This is a genomic window from Aliivibrio fischeri (assembly GCF_009727955.1).
Lineage (GTDB): Bacteria > Pseudomonadota > Gammaproteobacteria > Enterobacterales > Vibrionaceae > Aliivibrio > Aliivibrio fischeri_A.
In genome coordinates this window covers 184,568-202,049 of record NZ_WOBR01000003.1, presented here as the reverse complement: position 1 = coordinate 202,049, position 17,482 = coordinate 184,568, and the positions used below count along the sequence as shown (strand labels likewise).

Genomic DNA, 17,482 nt, shown 5'->3' with positions numbered 1-17,482 from the left:
TGATTCCAATTTAAGATTGAATTAGATTTGGCCGTTGATAACGGTAACGTTCGGCTGTTTTTCTTCATAGTGAGCGTGGCTGTACTCAATCCATGAGCCGTCATAGTTGTAAACTTCCTCTGCACCAAGCACGTTTTGTAGAATCATGGTTGTATGTGCAGAGCGAACGCCTGATTGACAGTAGGCAATGACTTTTTTGCCTTTAATAACATCGCCGTATAGCGCTTGTAATTCTTCTGCTGATTTTAACGTGGTGTCTTCGTTTACTGCTTTAGTCCAGTTAATGTGTACACTCTTTGGAATCGTTCCTGGTCCAAATGCGCCACCAACCGTTGTTGTGCCATTAAATTCGTCGTTACCACGCGTATCAATGATTACCCACTCATCATTGTTTTGAGCTTCAATCACCATATCTAACGTAGCAAGAGCTGTGTGTTTATGTGCAGGTTGTGATGCTTGATAATCACTTTGAGCAACCGATGGATTTGCATTGCCTGTTGGTAAATCAGCACCAACCCAAGCGTTTAAGCCGCCATCTAGGTAGCGAATATCGCTGTGGCCTAGTGCTTCAATTTGCCAAAATAGACGAGCAGCATCGTGGTGTGATGTTGCTGCATAAACAACGATAGTTGATTCAGGCGTTGCACCGTAAGAGCTTAGAATTTTTTCCATCTCTTCGGTTGTGTTACTCATGCCATCGAACTCATAAGTGCCTTCTTTTGCCGAGTAACCATCACGCCACATGGTAAAAGAGCCTTCGATAGGAGCGTCAGGTTTCATTGGATTTAATGCACCAATAACCACAACATTATCACCGTTATCCATCATCTCTTTTAGATCTTGAGCGGCGATAAAGTGCTCTGGATGAGCGTAGTGAGAGAATTTTTCAGTTAGGTGTTGTTCACTGATCTCAAAAGCGGGAGCAGAAAACATGGATTTATAAGTTGGGTACCCTATTGCGACCGCAGCGGCTAAAACGCCGATGGCAATTGTTGATTTTTTCATTGTGTATTTTCCAGTAAGTTTAAAGTTTTTATGTTTTGTTCATCGGTATAAACAAAACAGATTGAATTTTTGAACCTAAAACTGGAGGAAGTGGCCGCTAACTTTTTTATTTTAATTTGGTGTTAGAAGTGACACAAAAGGGTGTTATCCCACTTACCTCTAAGGTAGTAGTGGGATTTTGAGTTATTCATTAAATTGTCACTATTGTGGTAAACCACAATAATGCTAAGGACTTGATCTAAAGCAATAAAATTATTGTGAAAATCGATGATAACTGCATTCCTAAATGTGATGTATAAGGCCCTTTTCATTGACTGATAACTATTACCAAAAACGACTTTCATTTCTTCTATGTTGTTGTTTATTTGTTCTGCTTATTTGCCCTACGGTTTGCTATGCAAATTCAGTAAAAATGAAGCAATATGATGTTGGTGTTCTGGCATTAAGAGGACATTATCATTGTAATATTGCATGGGAGCCGACAATGAAATGGTTGGAATCACAAATTCCAAACAGTAAATTTGTTCTGCATTCTTACAATTTTGATGGGTTAGAAAATGCATTTCAAAATGGCGAGTTAGATTTTCTATTAACCAGTCCAGGACAAGCCACCACATTTGCAAGACGATTACCAATTAACTGGCTAGCGACTCAGAAGAAAGGGCATGAACTGCCTTTTAGTAAAGCCATTGCATCTTCAGTGATCGTTCGGGCAGATTCGCCATATCACTCTTTACAAGATATTGAATACGCTAAAATAGCTGCCGTATCAGAAAAAGCTTTCGGTGGTTTTATCGCCTTTCATTTTGAAATGGATAAATTGGGTTATTTTAATTCGTCTTTTTTTGATCGTATTCAATTCACTGGCCCACCAACGGACAATCTGATCCGTTCGGTAGAGAATGGAGAGTTAGATGTCGCGATAGCCCCGGCTTGTACACTGGAAGAAATGGTCGAAGAAGGATTTATTGATCGTTCTGATTTCCGTGTTTTAGGTCAGCAAGAGCATGATGGATTCACTTGTGCAGTCAGTACACCATTGTATCCAAATTGGACGTTTGCAAAGACGGATCGCGCTTCTAATGAAATTGGTAAGAAAGTCACGCAAGCCTTGTTGGCTATGCCTGCTAATGCCTTTGCCGCCGAATCGGCAAAAAACGTAGGTTGGACACTTCCAGAAAGCAGTTTAAATGTAGATAAGGTATATCAACATTTTGATATGCACCCACTGCAGAAGCCATGGACACAGAAAATGGAAGATTGGCTACACCGCAATCCGTATTTAGCTTTAACCTTGATTGCTGGGCTGTTTGGTTTAAATATCTACCATGTGTTACTTGAGCTACGTTTTAAGCGCAGTAAAAAAGTGTTGCGTAAAACGTTAGAAGATTTGCGAGAGAAAAGCTCCATGCTTGAACACGCACAACGAATAATGATTGTTGGTGAGTTAGGAAGCAGTTTGGCTCATGAGATCAATCAACCTTTGTCGGCGATTAAAAATTACAGCCATGGGGTAAAATTACGCATTGAAAAAGGAAATAAATCCGAAGAACTGCTTCCTGTTATGGAAAAAATTCAACAGCAGGTCACCGCAGCCAGTGATATTATTCAACGCCTAAGAGATCTCATTCATAAAAAACCAATAGAGAAACGACGTTTCTGGTTAGGCACGTTAGTTAATGATACTTATCGTTTGGTTGAACATGATTTTCAGCGAAATAACATATCGATAGAGATTAACAGTAACGGTGAGCCTAATATGGTTTCAGCGGATTATACTGGTCTACAACAATTGTTACTTAATCTATTAAATAACGCCAAAGATGCCTGCATTAAGATGGGGCAAACAACAGAGGCACTTGTTGTCAGGATTGAGTTGATATATCTCGTTGATCAAGTACGGATTATGATCATAGATAATGGCGTTGGTATTGAAGATGAAACGACACCGTTAGAGCAGGCATTCTATACAACCAAAAAAGATGGGTTGGGGCTTGGTTTAGCGATTTGTCGTGATGTAATTGAAAATCATGATGGAATGATGAAATACAGCTCAGTCAAACCAAGAGGCTGCTGTGTTGAGGTAATTTTACCTTATCAAAAGGGATAACAAAGGGAATGAGTAAAGGACATATCGACATAAGTAATTCAAACGTTTATGTGGTTGATGATGAGCTCTCAGTTCGAGAATCGTTGGTTTTCATGCTGGAAGGATACGGTTTGTCTGTTTCTGAATTTTGCAGTGGACGAGCGTTTTTAGATTCCGTTGATGTATCAACGCCGGGGTGTGCAATTCTAGATAGCCGGATGCCAGAGCTAAGAGGTCAAGACGTACATGAATTATTGAAGCAACAAAACAGCCCCTTAAGTGTTATTTTCTTAACCGGTCATGGAGATATCCCCATGGCAGTTGATGCACTTAAAGCGGGAGCCGCTGATTTTTTTCAAAAGCCAGTGGATGGTGAAGAGCTGTTTATCGCAATTAAAAATGGATTAGTCGCATCTGAAAAGCGTTATAAAAGCCAAGATGCACATCGCTCTTATCTTTCTTTAACGGCCAGAGAGCAAGAAGTACTTAAATTGATTGTTCAAGGAATGAAAAACCAACAAATGGCTGATTCAATGTGTGTTTCCTTACGAACTATTGAAGTTCATCGTTCCAATTTAATGAAAAAACTGGGCGTAAATAGCGTGGTGGATTTGATCATGCGCTATGGAAATAGCATTAGTAATTAGCTAAACCAACAACAATGAATAACCAATTTGTGTTTCCGTTTATGTAATTAAGCTAAAATTATAATGATAAACACAAATACTCAGGAGTAAATTATGTTTGATTCAGCATCGATCATAATCGCAGGTTCAACAGGATTGATTGGCCACCATTTATTGAATTTCGCACTAAAAAATGAATTCGTTAATCGAGTTTATAGTTTATCTCGTCGACCACTTGATGAAACGAGTTCAAAATTAGTTCAAATGGTGAGTGATGACTTATCAATAGATAAAAACCAGCTAGAAGAGCAGACTCCTGATATTGGTTTTATTACATTAGGTACTACAATCAAAAAGGCAGGCAGTAAAGCCGCACTAAAAGCGATAGATACTGATCTTGTTGTTTCTGTTGCTCAATCAATGCGAGAAGTGGGTGTACGACACATTTATGTGGTTTCGTGTATTGGAGCGTCTTCTTCTGCATTCTCTCACTATTTAAAGTGTAAGGGAGAGATGGAAGACAGTATCGCGTTATTAGGCTTTTCTAGTACGACTTTTATGCAGCCAGGACCACTATCGGGTGACCGAAGTGAAACTAGAAAAGATGAAGTCTTATTGCAAGGCGTAATGAGCATTATTAACCCCTTAATTAAGGGGGGGCTACTAAACTACAAGCCAATTGAAGGTGAAGTAGTTGCTGAATGTATGCTTGATCTTGCATTACAGAATGATAATGCTGTTGGGGTTCATCGGTATCGTTCAAAAGCGATGTTTGAAATGAAATCATGACGTGAATTTCACAATCAAAGTATTGAGTAATGATAATAATCAGCAGTAAAGATAAAGGTATGTTAGGGGTGGGATATCGTGTTGCAATTTGATTATAATTTATTGAATACGCTTGAGGTTCTATTAGAAGAGCAAAGTGTTACATCCGCAGCTTCAAGACTGCATTTAAGTCAGTCAGCAGTGAGTAAGCAATTAGCAAAGTTACGTGAAGTCTTTGATGATCCTTTGTTTGAGCGAACGCCTTATGGATTAAGAGCAACACCTAGAGCGAAGCAATTAGCCCCTGAACTGCGCCAAGTATTGCAACAGCTTGAGTTATTTACACGCCCAAATAATTTTGAGCCAGAGAAGAGTAATCGAACGTTTGATATTCATATGGTAGAGCCTGCGTATTCTCTGACTTACCCTCATTTTATGCCCGCTTTATTAAAGCAAGCCCCCCAAATAAATGTGGATGCAAAAACATGGCGACGTGACAGTTTAGATCAATTATTACGTTGTGAGATTGATTTAGCGATCAGTTGTTGGGAGTGGGACACACGTTCAAAATGGCACGTGAACAACATACCTTCAGAGTTGAATTATATTGAGTTAGCGAGAGACCACTCAGTGTGTTTAGTTCGTGAAGACCATCCTCTATTTGATGAAGAATGGGGACTCGACACCTTCTTAAAATACCGTCACTTACAGGTGGTTTTTGGCGGGATTGAGCAATGGCTTTTGGACGATATCTTAAACTTGCAGCATTTAAAAAGAGATATCGCAGTGAATTTAACGGATTTCCATTCAGCGATGGAGCTATGTGAGAACAGTGATTTGATTTTGTGTGCTCCTTCAAAGTACATAGACAATATGCTTAAAGGTTCACCATTAAAAAAATTACCAGCACCAATCTCAATGGAACCGGGTTGTTATGTATTAATGTGGCATAAACACTTTGAATTTGATCATTCACATCGTTGGTTCAGAGAGTTAATTATTGATAAAGTGTCCAAGGAATATTTGGTCAAATAACTCCATCGTACAATGAAAAAAGCCAATGAAATGATCATTGGCTTTTTTATTAGAGTGGTGAGTTTTCTCAGTAGCTATTGGATAAATCATACACTCGGAGTGTATTTTTTAGAGTTTCGATATCATCACCAAGATACTCAATGGTTACCGGTTTTTCAGGTAATAATGTAAAACTCGAATCACTAAATCGTCCTTTACCGTCATGCTCTAAGTGAACAAAGAAAGCAGGATTATCTGATTGAAGAGTAAGCATCGTTCCCGACTGAATAAGATTGATTTTAGCCTTCTTCATTGTTAACTGTTTGAGTTTAGGGGTTGCAAACCACGTGTTCTGAACAGACTCACCGTTCACTTCGATTTCAATAAAGAAAAAGCTATTATGCTCACTAACTTGGAATTTTTCTTTGCTTAATGACCAAATAACATCATTGCCATCTTCTTCAATGGTGTAATTTACTGCCCATTTACCCAGTAGTTCCCCATTAAAATCCATCCAATAAACCGTACCATCAATATGAGCTTCGGTTCGATGATCATTGACCGCTCGAATGCGTAATTCAGAATTTGTTTCTTCAAAAGGCACGTAAGTTGGCGCGAAGAAGCGTTTCGCATGGTAATGAAGTTGCTTCCAACGACCACTGTATTCGATACTCGACCATGAACTCACTGGCCAATTATCATTGAGTTGCCAATAGAGCATGCCTCGACATATAGGACTGATTGCACGCCAATATTCGCAACCAGTTTTAATCGCGATAGCCTGTTGCACTTGGCTTAAATACAGCATTTGTTCAAAGTTAGATGGAAAGCGGAAATAACGAGTAAACATCTCAGTGATGATGCTATTACCACGTCCATTTTTTTGGTGTCCTTCAAAGGTGGGAGAGGTGACATTCCAGTCTTCTTCAGGAACAAAGGTTTTTACCTCTGAAAAAGAAGGCCAAGATTGAAAACCAAATTCAGAGCAAAAGCGTGGTTTGATATCTTGATAAGCATCAAATGATTTTCCTGAGTGCCAAACATCCCAAAAGTGCATATCACCGCGGTTATCATTATGCCAAGCATCACCAAAATCCATATCGCCATTACAAGGAGAGCTAGTCCAGAACCGACGACTTGGATCTTCTTCTGCAATCCATTGAGCAATATTGCGATTTAAGCGATCGTAATTAACCGTATAGGTTGTTTTATTGTTCTTAGATTCATCGTACCAACCAATCGCCCCAATAACTTCGTTATCGCCACACCAAAGAACAATTGAGGGGTGATCTTTTAAGCGTTGAATTTGTTGTCGGATCTCAGGTTCAACGTCTTTTAAAAATGCATCCGTAGAAGGATAAAGAGAGCAAGCAAACATCATGTCTTGCCATACCATTAATCCCAGCTCATCACAGAGATCGTAGAATAGTTCTGACTCATATTGACCCCCTCCCCAAACACGGATCATGTTCATGTTAGCGTCTTTGGCACTGGTTAATAATTCTCGGTAACGGCTTTCAGACTCAAGACTTGGCATTGCATCCATAGGGATCCAATTTGCTCCTTTTGAGTTAATAGGAAAACCATTAATCACAAATTCCATCGCTGAGCCAATTTCATCATTTTTGTTATTAAGCTCTAATTGACGTAAGCCAATTCTCTTTGTGATTGTTTGTTCATCCAGTTCAACGGTGAGTGAATATAAAGGTTGTTCACCGTAGCCAGAAGGCCACCAAAGTTCAGGATTTTCAATATGGAAAATGGTGCTTGTTTCACCGCTCTCATGACTAATTAACGTGTGAATTTCGTCATTGAAATTAACGGTAATCGCTTGTCCTGCAACGCACTCATGCTTCACATTAACCGTAAGATCAACAGCACCTTGATACCAAATTTGTGCAGTTTCGATTGAGATTAATTCAATCTTTTTTACCACCTCAATATAAATTGGATCGTAGATACCAGAAACCATTAAGCAAATTCCCCAATCCCAACCAGAGTGGCATTGTGTTTTTCGTATTAGGTTCATGTGCGGAAGCTGGTTATTCCCTACTGCCCATGGAATAGGCATAGGTAATTTCTTCGCTCTTGATAGCGCCTCTTCATCGACTCGAGAGAAATGAACCGAAATTGTGTTATCACCCGGTTTAACAAATGGCTTGATATCAATGCGGTGGCGTTGAAATTGGTTAGTAGAGCTTAAAACAAGTTCGTTATTAATAAAGACATTAGCTAATGTATCAACACGACTTAAATTGAGTATTAAAGATGCAGCACTCATCTCTTGTGGTGAAAGAGAAAATTCTTGAGATAGATGCCAATCGCATTCTCTTACCCATTGAACCTCATTTTCGTTCGTTCCCATATATGGATTGGTAATGACTCCTGCTTGGTATAAAGCATGGTAATTATCGCCGGGAACCGTCATTGGAATTGCAAGATGTGAATGCGCTGGAGAGGTGAGTATCCATTTGCCATTAAGAGAAATTTGCGACATAAAAAATCCTTCTGATGCCGTATATAGTGAAGAAATTGCAAGAAGTGTATGTCTGAAAGCAGAGAAAATATGTGACTCTATTCTCGGATGAGAGTGAATCCTTTTTTAAATTCAATAATTTAGATCGTAGCCACAATTCAAATGTGTGTTGTTTATTCTCTACCCTTAATATAATTAGAATGATGTATTGTTATTGAGGTCAGAACGCCATACACTAGCCTAATTAATAGACTTGTTTGGAAGTATAAATCGCTTGAATGTGTTCTTGGTTCAATTTTGAATTTAATCTTATTGATGTAAATCATTATATATAATTCTAGTGAATGCATTCGTTATCTGTCAGTTGTATAAGACATTCAGGATTTTATTTGGTGTAGTCCAAAATGAAGCAGCAAAGCGCTGTTATTTTGAGTTTAAATGGAATTTATAGTAGTTAGGCACGATCATGTACAAAAATATCTCAATAAAAAATAAGTTAACCCTCATGTTTGTGGTGGTTATTTTGGTTATGGCATCAATTCAAACTTATATGACAGGTAAGCAATTGATGAAAGAAACACATCGGTCTGTTGAGCAATTCTCATTAGCCATTACGCAATCCAGTATTGCGGGTATTGAGAAGTGGATTGATGGAAAGGTACAGATCTTATTAGCGACAGAAAAGTCGTTTTCTTATTCGGATAAACCAATTAGTTACTTTGCTCAAGCAGAAAAAGCAGGTCAATTTGATATCGCTTATGCAGGTTTATCAACGGGTGAATTTTATCAAAGCCGTGATTTGCCCATTCCTGATGATTATGATCCAAGAGCTAGAGATTGGTATTTAGCTGCACAAAATTCATCCGATCCTATTGTTACAAGCCCATATATGGATGCGGGGACTGGTAATCTTGTTGTGACCATTGCTGATTCATTTAATACCGATAACTACGCAGGCGTTATTGGTGCTGATATTGGAATCCAATCTATTGTTGCCGATGTACTCGCTGTTAACCAAGATGGTGTATCTGCTTATTTGGTGGATAAAGATGGGCATTTTGTTGCGCATCAAGATCACAACATGCTGCAAAAATCCGTTTCAACATTAAGTGATAAACTGTCTGTTGCTGGCATTGAAGCACTATCAAAAAGCGGTTCTTTATCTGAAGCGGTAATTAATGGTAAAGACGTATTTATCACTGTGGCAAAAGAAGCAATTTCTGGTTGGTATTTTGTCACTATTATCGATAAGGAGTATGCATTTGCTTCTGTAAGAAGTGTGATTAGTGATTCTCTTTTTATGGTGATGTTGCAGCTTATTATTATCGCGGCATTAGCAGCATACTTGATAAAACAAGCTCTATCTCCACTTACGTTGTTAAGTAAAGCAATGGAAGATTTATCTAAAGGGGAAGGGGATTTAACACAACGCATCACGGTTGATTCAAAAGATGAAATTGGTCAATTAGCCGATCATGTGAATGCTTTTATTGATAAATTACATTTAATCATTAAAGACATTGCTTCTTCTTCGTTAGAGTTAAATTCTCAATCAAGATTAAGTACTCAAATGGCAGGTAAAACCAGCGAAGGCTTAGCGATTCAGGTAAATGAAATTACACAAATTGCCGCAGCGGTTCATGAAATGTCAGCTACCGCTCAAGAAGTTGCTAATAATGCACAATTAACGGCTGAATCAGCAGTGAGCTCTACAGAAAGCTGTGAGCAAGGAAAGCAGGTTATTATTCGCAACCAAGAGTCTATCGTGAACCTAGCTAATCAAGTTGATAATGCATCAAACATTATTCAAGAGTTAGAGAGCAACGCTCAGCAAATAAATACCATTCTTTCAACGATCAGAGAAATTGCAGAACAAACTAATTTGTTGGCACTGAATGCTGCGATTGAAGCGGCGAGAGCTGGAGAGCAAGGTCGAGGTTTTGCGGTCGTGGCAGATGAAGTCCGAGTGTTATCGCAACGTACTCATAGCTCAACAGATGAAATCCGCCATATGATTGAAACCTTACAACGAAATACTCATTCAGCAGTTCAAAGTATGGATGAGAGTAAGAAATTTGCTCAATCAAGTGTTGATGATGCGAGTAATGCGACCACAGCGTTAGAAGAAATCTCTTACTCTATTCAACAAATATCAGACATGGCGATGCAAATTTCTAACGCAGCAGCAGAGCAAAGAACCGTAACCGATGAAGTAAACCAAAACATTCAATCGGCGAGCGATGTATCTGATCAAATGTCGACAGAAGCAAACAATTCACAACAATTATCTGAAGAGTTACGTGAAATCGCGACTCGTTTGAACAATCAAGTGAACTTGTTTAAGTATTAATAAAATCCCCCTAAAAAAATAGCCTCTTTCATTTAGTGGCAGCTAAATTTAAGAGGCTTTTTTATTAGAGAGCAAAACAAGTTGCAGATTCTTTTGGGGGGATAAAGAACCTAATAACTGTTGATTAACCTTCTATTCCATAGTTTTGAGCCATAGCAAAATGCAGTTTTGCTTTTAAGTGTTGTCGCTTTAATTGCTCTTTTTTCGTAACTATGCTGTAGAACTTCATGATTAATTTCATTGTTATCTCTATCGTTGTAGGTACACGTTATATGTGAGATAGATTTTATTGAAATTGGTTGAAATTAATACCGTAAAACTACCGCATTTAAGGATTATATTTTTTCCCTAAATCATTACGTAGCGCAAACTGTATTAGCTCAGAGTGATTCTCTAATTGAAGCGTTGTCAGCATTCTATATTTATGTGATTCAATGGTTCTAGGGCTAAGGTTTAGCTTCTCAGCACATTCTTTTGCTGAATGACCTGTCGCAAGTAAGTTAAGAATAATCGTCTGCTTCTTACTGAGTAATAGCAGTTGCTCACCTTCATTAATATGGCGTTGTTCTTCACTTTGTAAGTTGCGGGTAAGTACGGAGTGCTGCCAATAGCATAACCACATTTCACATAGCATTTTTAAACGATTTATTTGTATATCATCGATTTCTTTTTCAGCTTGATCCAATCGACCTAGCGTTGCTGCTCCCCATACTTTACCGTGCATTGATAGTGGGATGATGCAATGCCATCTAGCGCCATCTTGGTAAAGAGAGCGTAAAACCTCTAAGTTACTATTTTTCAACTCATATGCAGAAAAAGTGATGGTTTGTTTAGAAGAAGAAAGCAGTTTTAAATATTCTGTTGGTTTTTTACTTGAATACTTTGCTCTTTGGACTTCAGCAACCCCTTGTCTCTGGGCATTAATGAGCTTTCCTTCATTGAATAGAATAAGAGAGTTTGGAAAAAGGGATAATCTATCAATTTTAAAAAGTTCTAAAGCCTCAACGGCGCATTCTCTCCACGTAATTTCGAACAAGGAAGGCTCACATTTAAGTAACCGATTAGATTGAGTTATTAGCAATGATTCAAAAACAGTATGCATACAGATAGGTAATTCTTAATTAAATAATATTTCTATCAATAGATACTAGCAAGGAAGTGTGTTGTTCGTTAAAAGGGATTTTCAGTATTTATAGTATTTTTGCATGTGTCTTACCTTTGTATTTATTTTGTGAACCTATTGCATGCAATCATTACAGTGCGTGATGGCGATCATCCTTTTGGCTTATACTTATTGTTAATCATAGCGAATATCTTTAGATTAATTCATGTAATTTATAAGTTACTTAAGTTTCATTTCTGTAAATAAAGTATCGAAACCAATTTAAACCCTATTTTGAGACGTTTTATTTAACAGAGGAAACCAATATGGCTAAGTACCAATTTTTTTGCATCCCCAATAGTGATCGTAAAAAATATACCTTCCTAGATATGGCATCGGAGTCTTTTTTAAAAGAGAAGTCCGTCATACTCGCACAAGGCTTTGAAGTTGAAGATGATGTTATCTATGCAGAAACGTCAGAAGAAGCCGTTGAAAAATTCCAATCTAATTTTGTTTATGCGGTAGATGAATATGGAAAAGCTGATGTCAGTTATGGCTTTGCTATTTTTATTCAATCTATTTATAAAAAATTATTTAAGAAAAGCGCATAAGTTTTATTTTAATAAAAACAAAAGGATGAGGATTATGGATAAGGTGTTTTTTGATTCTAATGGATATAAGGTAACGAATACCTCTTTTACTTACAAAGGATATAAAGACAATATTGATAATGTTATGAGCCTTAACATTATTGAATGGAGCAAAGCTCAACGTATTAAATATGGATTGGGTCTTGGTATTTTTAGTGTCGTTATGTTTTATACCATTGGTTGGTTTTTAGTGTTACCGATATTAGGGGCGCTCAGTGAAGAAGCACCTTATACCTATATAACAGAGGTAGTGACTTCAATTGTATTCATTATTTTCAGTATTATAGGATATATTTCGCGGAAAGGGTGTACGTTAGAATTAGAGCGAAATAATGGCAATAAAGGGACGATAGGCAAAAGTCTGAATCGTAATTATTTTGATGAGTTGCTTAGTGCTTTTGTGCAGGCTAAAAAGTTAAAATAAATCATCAAAAGAGAGCTCAAGATGGTGCATGAGTATTATCCCTTTTGAATCCGGCACAATCCCATTCACTAATGATAGAGAGATTGTGTCGGTAATAGGGTAAGAAATAATAAGCTCAGGTATAAGATAAAGGCTAATATCTTCGTTTATATAAGTGATGATTTCATCCTGTTTATAGCCAGTTACCACACCTAAAACCACTCCCGCATCAAATGATAACTTGCTAAGCATTACAGCGTCATCTGTTTGAAATTTCCAGCCAACAAGCGTTGATTTTCGATTATACGAATTAGTGAAATTCGCAACACTAAAACCGTTATTGATGCTAAAACCTATCAGCTTATGTCGTTCGTTATAGTCATAGTCTCTATCAACATAATGGTTACTGTAACCAAGGAAAGCCACTTCGACTGACGTCGCCTGAACGGGGTGATAAAGAGCAATAAGTAGGAATGCAAATACAGAAATCCATTTCATATTTATCCTAAAATTTGAGCAAACATATTATTAATAGTAGTAGGCAGTTATTTGTTTTGCTTACTTCTTTTATTGAATTTGCCATAACTTTCCCCTTTTTGTTTATTATCGCAATATTAGTATTAAGGGATTTAATCGTATTTTATTAGGAGTAATATGATAAAGACTAGGTAATCACTTAAGGGATGAAAATGCGTAAAATACTATTAGGATTAGCATGTATTGTGACACTGCAAGCGTGCTCGCCAGATAAAGGTGATGAAGCATTAGGTACATTAGAGCGAGATAGAGTGACTTTTTCTGCTACCTCAAATGAAATTATTCGAGCATTACCAGTTAAAGAGGGAAGTGAAGTCAAAGTTGGTGATGTTTTGGTGCAGTTAGATACCAAAAATCAAGAGGCCATTCTTGCTCATGCCATTGCGAATACGGCTAAAGCGCAAGCGTATTTATTACGTTTAACGAATGGAGAGCGCCCAGAGGATATTGCCTCTGCGCAAGCAAGGGTTGATCAAGCTAAAGCTCAACTGATCGATGCTGAAAAAACGTATCGCAGAATGGTTGAGTTAGTAAAGAAAAATCTTGCCAGTCAATCAAATAAGGATGCCGCGTTAGCATCAAGAGATTCAGCCAGAGCGGCATTAAATTCAGCAAATGAAGAGTTTTCAAAACTGACCGCTGGAGCAAGGCCTGAGGATATTGAGCAAGCAAGAGCTGAGCTTGATGCAATGAAAGCTGAAGCCATTTTGCAACAACAGAAACTTGATGAATTAACCATTGTAGCTACTCGTGATGGCATTTTAGATAACCTGCCATATAACCTAGGTGAGCGTGTTCCTGTTAATGGCTTTGTCGCTGTTATTCAAGCCAATAGAGTTCCTTATGCTCGTGTTTATGTTCCAGCATCGTATCGTGTAGGTTTTGTACCAGGGGAAAAATTCTCCGTTAAAGTTGATGGTATTGATACTCCTTTTGAGGGAACGGTACGATGGGTTGCAACGGATCCATCATTTACGCCTTATTACGCATTAACAGAAGAAGATCGTTCACATCTTGTTTATTTAGCTGAGGTTGACTTACCCGAATCAGCCGCTTTATTACCTTCAGGTGTACCTGCTCAAGTTCAATTGAGTAAGGATTAAGCATATGACTGAATTGGCAATTCAAGCAAAAGAGGTCGTAAAAAAATTCGGTGATTTTACCGCGATTGATGGGATTAACTTATCCGTACCTAAAGGCAGCATTTATGGTTTTTTAGGGCCGAATGGGTGTGGTAAATCAACAACTATTCGAACCCTAACAGGCTTATTAAGTCCAACATCAGGAACCGTTGATGTACTGGGTTTATGCATACCAAAAGAGTCGGAAGCGTTACGCTTAAAGATTGGTTACATGACTCAAAAGTTCTCGTTATACGATGATTTAAGTGTTGAAGAGAACCTAGAATTTATTGGCCAAATCTTTGGTATGGAAAAGCAATTATTAAATGCACGAGTTTCTGAACAATTAGCGACATATGGCCTTGATCAGCTACGCAAACAACGAGTATCAGGAATGAGTGGTGGCCAAAAGCAGAGATTATCATTGGCCGCTGCCACTATGCATAATCCAGAACTTTTGTTTTTAGATGAGCCTACATCAGCGGTTGACCCTGAAAATCGACGAGAGTTTTGGGAGCAATTATTCGATCTTTCAGATAAAGGCACCACCATTCTCGTGACGACTCACTACATGGATGAGGCTGAACGTTGTCATCGTTTAGCGATTATGGAGTCAGGTATTATTCGGGCTGATGGTGAGCCTGAAGAACTCATGGCAAACATGGGGGTTAATATTGTCGAGGTAAAAGCGAATAACTTACGAGCGTTAAAAGCAAAATTAATCGCTTGTGATGAGGTACGTTCTGCCGCTCAACTAGGGATCCGTTTACGAGTGCTTATTCACCAACATATTGATGACCCTATTTTATGGTTAAGAACGAATTTTAGTGAATTAAAAGACGCGGAAATGAATATCGCTCGTCCTAGCTTAGAAGATGTTTTCGTTACCGTAACAGGGAAGGGACGTCAATGAAATCAATGAATCGCATGAAAGCCATCATGATGAAAGAAATACGCCAGCTATCTAGAGATAAGTTGACGTTCGGAATGGTTATTATGATCCCATTAATTCAATTGTTGTTGTTTGGCTATGCCATTAACACGGATATTAGGGATATTCCGGTCGCTGTTGTTGATCAAAGTGAGAGTACATTAGGACGCTTAATTACGGAGTCAGTTAAAGTAACTCAAGTGGTTAGTATAAAGCAGTATTACCCTACGGTTGAAGAAGCTGAAAAGGCCATTCAACAAGGTGTGGTTCGTGCCGCCTTAGTCTTACCAAAAGACATTACTCAACGAGTCATGCAAAAAAGAGAACTTGGCCAATGGATAGTTGATGGCTCAGATACCATGATAAGTGCTGCTATTTTGTCATTACAGACCATGCCATTGGTTGATTTGGATTTTGATGTAAGAAATACAGCCAAAGCCAAAACATTTGAAGTTACTTTGTTTTATAACCCTAGCCGACGTTCTGCGGTCAATATTGTTCCTGGTTTATTGGGCGTTATATTAACCATGACCATGGTACTTTTTACTAGCTCTGCAATTGTTAGAGAGCGTGAAAGAGGCAATTTAGAGTTATTGATCACCACTCCGATCCGCTCATTTGAACTCATGGTCGCAAAAATTATCCCTTATATCTTTGTCGGCTTAATTCAAGTTTTGATCATTCTTGGTTTAGGCTACGCTATTTTTGATGTGCCTATTAATGGTTCGTTATCACAAATATTATTTGGAACATTGCTATTTATATCAGCAAGTTTGACGCTTGGTTTGGTAATTTCAACAATCGCAAAAACACAGTTGCAAGCGATGCAAATGACGATCTTTATACTCCTTCCATCTATACTGTTATCTGGTTTTATGTTTCCGTACGAAGGTATGCCTGTCATAGCTCAATGGATAGCAGAGGTATTACCCGCAACCCACTTTATGCGGTTGATTAGAGGTATCGTATTAAGAGGGGCTGATTTAATGGACTTATGGCGTGACACGATTTGGATGATTGTGTTTACATTAATAGGACTGTTTGTCGCGTCTAAACGGTTTAAGAAATCATTGGATTGATTGGTTAAATAGAGAGAATGCCCTGATTGTTTGAGCACCAATTCAGGGCGTTTTTATTCCAATCTAAAGCTTGTGTACCTTAAGCGATAAAAATCACATTTCCGCAGATACAAACCCAAATATGGCGGGTTTCGCTATAGAACCATTCTTGATGTTGTTGGCAGCATGGGCAGACTATTTTATCCATAAGTTTCCCTTATCTTTTTTTATTATCAAGATCTAGTATGGGAAGAAAACTTATCTTATCAAATCAAAATATGAGCTTGTGAGTCTCAATTCGACATAAGCAACACTTTGATGTAACTATGAGATTAGTTAATAGCAATACGTTTATTTTAATTACATTTTTAAGAGATAAGCGTCGTAAATTTTGCGGGCTGTCACATTATGAATATTGTCTCTGTGTATAAAATGAGAATCCAAAAGAGAAAGTATGCTCAAGGAGGAGTCATGTTTTTATTGGAAGGGTTAAGCCCACTTACAGAGTTAATTATATGGATAAGTTATGCCATCACGATTGTAATTTGTGCGTTGACGGTTGCTGTTATCGTTGAATTCAGTAAAAAAGAGTAAGACACGATGACTTATCTTAAAAATAAAAAAGAGCACATTGGTTATGTGCTCTTTTTTTATTTACATTAGGAAAAATTAAAGTGTTGTAATCACATCTTCCATTGGTAAACGTGCTTTTGGTAGGCCGTGGTTATAATCTTCGCCATCTTTGTGATAACCCAAAGCAAGGGCAAAATCACATACATAACCATCTAACTCATCTTTAAACTCTTCACCAATCAATGCAGAGTCAACACCTTCCATTGATGTTGATGCAATGCCCATACGAGCAAGAGTATGCAGTGTGTTACCTAGAGCAATATAGCTTTGTGCTTTTGTCCAGTTACCATTAAAACCTGCTTCGTTAGTATTTAATTCAACAAAGCCAAAAGCGCCATCTAGCATATCGTTGTAACGCTCAGCAGGTAAGTGGCCAGAAGCAACTTCTGCATCCACTACTTTACGGTATTGGTCTTTTGTATAGTTTGGGTTGTGTGCAAATAAAATCGTGTGCGATGCTTCTTTTGCGTGTGGTTGATTAAATTCAAACATGTTCGCAAATGTACCATGAAAACGTTCTTTTGCTTCTTCACTTTCAAGAACAATGAATTTCCAAGGCTGAGAGTTAATTGAAGATGCAGATAGACGAATCGCTTCTTTAATTACGTCCATATCTTCTGCTGAAATGCGCTTTGTTGCGTCGTATTTTTTAGCAGTATAACGAGAATTTAAATCAGCAATAATTGGGTGAGTCATATGAGCTATTTCCTAAATCTGGT

Annotated in this window: 16 protein-coding genes; 11 read left to right on the top strand and 5 right to left on the bottom strand. The window is 38.0% G+C overall.

The window, feature by feature from the left end; all coding sequences use genetic code 11:
• Nucleotides 1-21: 21 nt before the first annotated feature.
• Nucleotides 22-1,005, bottom strand: coding sequence for a sulfurtransferase (locus GNP81_RS02730; RefSeq protein ID WP_065624504.1), 984 nt, complete (start codon nt 1,003-1,005; stop codon nt 22-24).
• Between the two features lie 412 nt (nt 1,006-1,417).
• Here GNP81_RS02730 and GNP81_RS02725 point away from each other — a divergent pair, with 412 nt between their 5' ends.
• The 4 genes from GNP81_RS02725 to GNP81_RS02710 all read left to right on the top strand — a co-directional run bounded on the left by GNP81_RS02725 (nt 1,418) and on the right by GNP81_RS02710 (nt 5,523).
• Entirely contained in the window at nt 1,418-3,115 is a 1,698-nt protein-coding gene (locus GNP81_RS02725) for a sensor histidine kinase (RefSeq protein ID WP_155674213.1), read from the top strand.
• 8 nt (nt 3,116-3,123) lie between these two features.
• Nucleotides 3,124-3,741, top strand: a complete 618-nt coding sequence (locus GNP81_RS02720; protein ID WP_155674131.1) for a response regulator transcription factor — start codon at nt 3,124-3,126, stop codon at nt 3,739-3,741.
• Between the two features lie 93 nt (nt 3,742-3,834).
• Nucleotides 3,835-4,509, top strand: coding sequence for an NAD(P)H-binding protein (locus tag GNP81_RS02715; RefSeq protein ID WP_155674130.1), 675 nt, complete (start codon nt 3,835-3,837; stop codon nt 4,507-4,509).
• Nucleotides 4,510-4,587: 78 nt separating this feature from the next.
• Complete coding sequence (locus tag GNP81_RS02710; RefSeq protein WP_041941167.1) at nt 4,588-5,523, top strand: LysR family transcriptional regulator; 936 nt, start codon at nt 4,588-4,590, stop codon at nt 5,521-5,523.
• A gap of 67 nt (nt 5,524-5,590) precedes the next feature.
• On the opposite strand, the gene GNP81_RS02705 is transcribed toward GNP81_RS02710, so the two are convergent.
• Nucleotides 5,591-7,999, bottom strand: coding sequence for a beta-mannosidase (locus tag GNP81_RS02705; protein ID WP_155674129.1), 2,409 nt, complete (start codon nt 7,997-7,999; stop codon nt 5,591-5,593).
• Nucleotides 8,000-8,444: 445 nt separating this feature from the next.
• On the opposite strand from GNP81_RS02705, the gene GNP81_RS02700 reads away from it, so the two are divergent.
• Complete coding sequence (locus GNP81_RS02700; protein ID WP_155674128.1) at nt 8,445-10,328, top strand: methyl-accepting chemotaxis protein; 1,884 nt, start codon at nt 8,445-8,447, stop codon at nt 10,326-10,328.
• A gap of 328 nt (nt 10,329-10,656) precedes the next feature.
• On the opposite strand, the gene GNP81_RS02695 is transcribed toward GNP81_RS02700, so the two are convergent.
• On the bottom strand, nt 10,657-11,364 hold the full coding sequence (locus GNP81_RS02695) for a LuxR C-terminal-related transcriptional regulator (RefSeq protein ID WP_236798250.1): 708 nt from the start codon (nt 11,362-11,364) through the stop codon (nt 10,657-10,659).
• A 392-nt stretch (nt 11,365-11,756) separates the two neighbouring features.
• Here GNP81_RS02695 and GNP81_RS02690 point away from each other — a divergent pair, with 392 nt between their 5' ends.
• Entirely contained in the window at nt 11,757-12,041 is a 285-nt protein-coding gene (locus GNP81_RS02690) for a hypothetical protein (RefSeq protein WP_065621266.1), read from the top strand.
• Between the two features lie 34 nt (nt 12,042-12,075).
• Nucleotides 12,076-12,504, top strand: coding sequence for a hypothetical protein (locus GNP81_RS02685; RefSeq protein WP_146866155.1), 429 nt, complete (start codon nt 12,076-12,078; stop codon nt 12,502-12,504).
• On the opposite strand, the gene GNP81_RS02680 is transcribed toward GNP81_RS02685, so the two are convergent.
• Nucleotides 12,496-12,981, bottom strand: a complete 486-nt coding sequence (locus GNP81_RS02680) for a hypothetical protein (RefSeq protein ID WP_012535577.1) — start codon at nt 12,979-12,981, stop codon at nt 12,496-12,498. The two genes, GNP81_RS02685 and GNP81_RS02680, sit on opposite strands and share 9 nt — an antisense overlap.
• Before the next feature lie 191 nt (nt 12,982-13,172).
• Here GNP81_RS02680 and GNP81_RS02675 point away from each other — a divergent pair, with 191 nt between their 5' ends.
• The 4 genes from GNP81_RS02675 (at nt 13,173) to GNP81_RS19435 (ending at nt 16,724) form a co-directional block, all read left to right on the top strand.
• Nucleotides 13,173-14,123: an HlyD family secretion protein gene (locus GNP81_RS02675; RefSeq protein WP_155674127.1), complete on the top strand. Its 951-nt coding sequence runs from the start codon at nt 13,173-13,175 to the stop codon at nt 14,121-14,123.
• Nucleotides 14,124-14,127: 4 nt separating this feature from the next.
• On the top strand, nt 14,128-15,054 hold the full coding sequence (locus GNP81_RS02670) for an ABC transporter ATP-binding protein (protein WP_011263012.1): 927 nt from the start codon (nt 14,128-14,130) through the stop codon (nt 15,052-15,054).
• Nucleotides 15,051-16,151: an ABC transporter permease gene (locus GNP81_RS02665; protein ID WP_005421902.1), complete on the top strand. Its 1,101-nt coding sequence runs from the start codon at nt 15,051-15,053 to the stop codon at nt 16,149-16,151. The genes GNP81_RS02670 and GNP81_RS02665 overlap by 4 nt, the downstream gene beginning before the upstream one ends.
• Nucleotides 16,152-16,601: 450 nt before the next feature.
• Nucleotides 16,602-16,724 carry a hypothetical protein gene (locus GNP81_RS19435; protein ID WP_005421903.1) on the top strand — a complete coding sequence of 41 codons (123 nt, stop codon included), beginning with the start codon at nt 16,602-16,604 and terminating at the stop codon, nt 16,722-16,724.
• 75 nt (nt 16,725-16,799) lie between these two features.
• Here the strand turns inward: GNP81_RS19435 and GNP81_RS02655 are convergent, their stop codons facing one another.
• Nucleotides 16,800-17,459, bottom strand: a complete 660-nt coding sequence (locus GNP81_RS02655; protein ID WP_005421904.1) for a nitroreductase family protein — start codon at nt 17,457-17,459, stop codon at nt 16,800-16,802.
• Nucleotides 17,460-17,482: the final 23 nt, after the last annotated feature.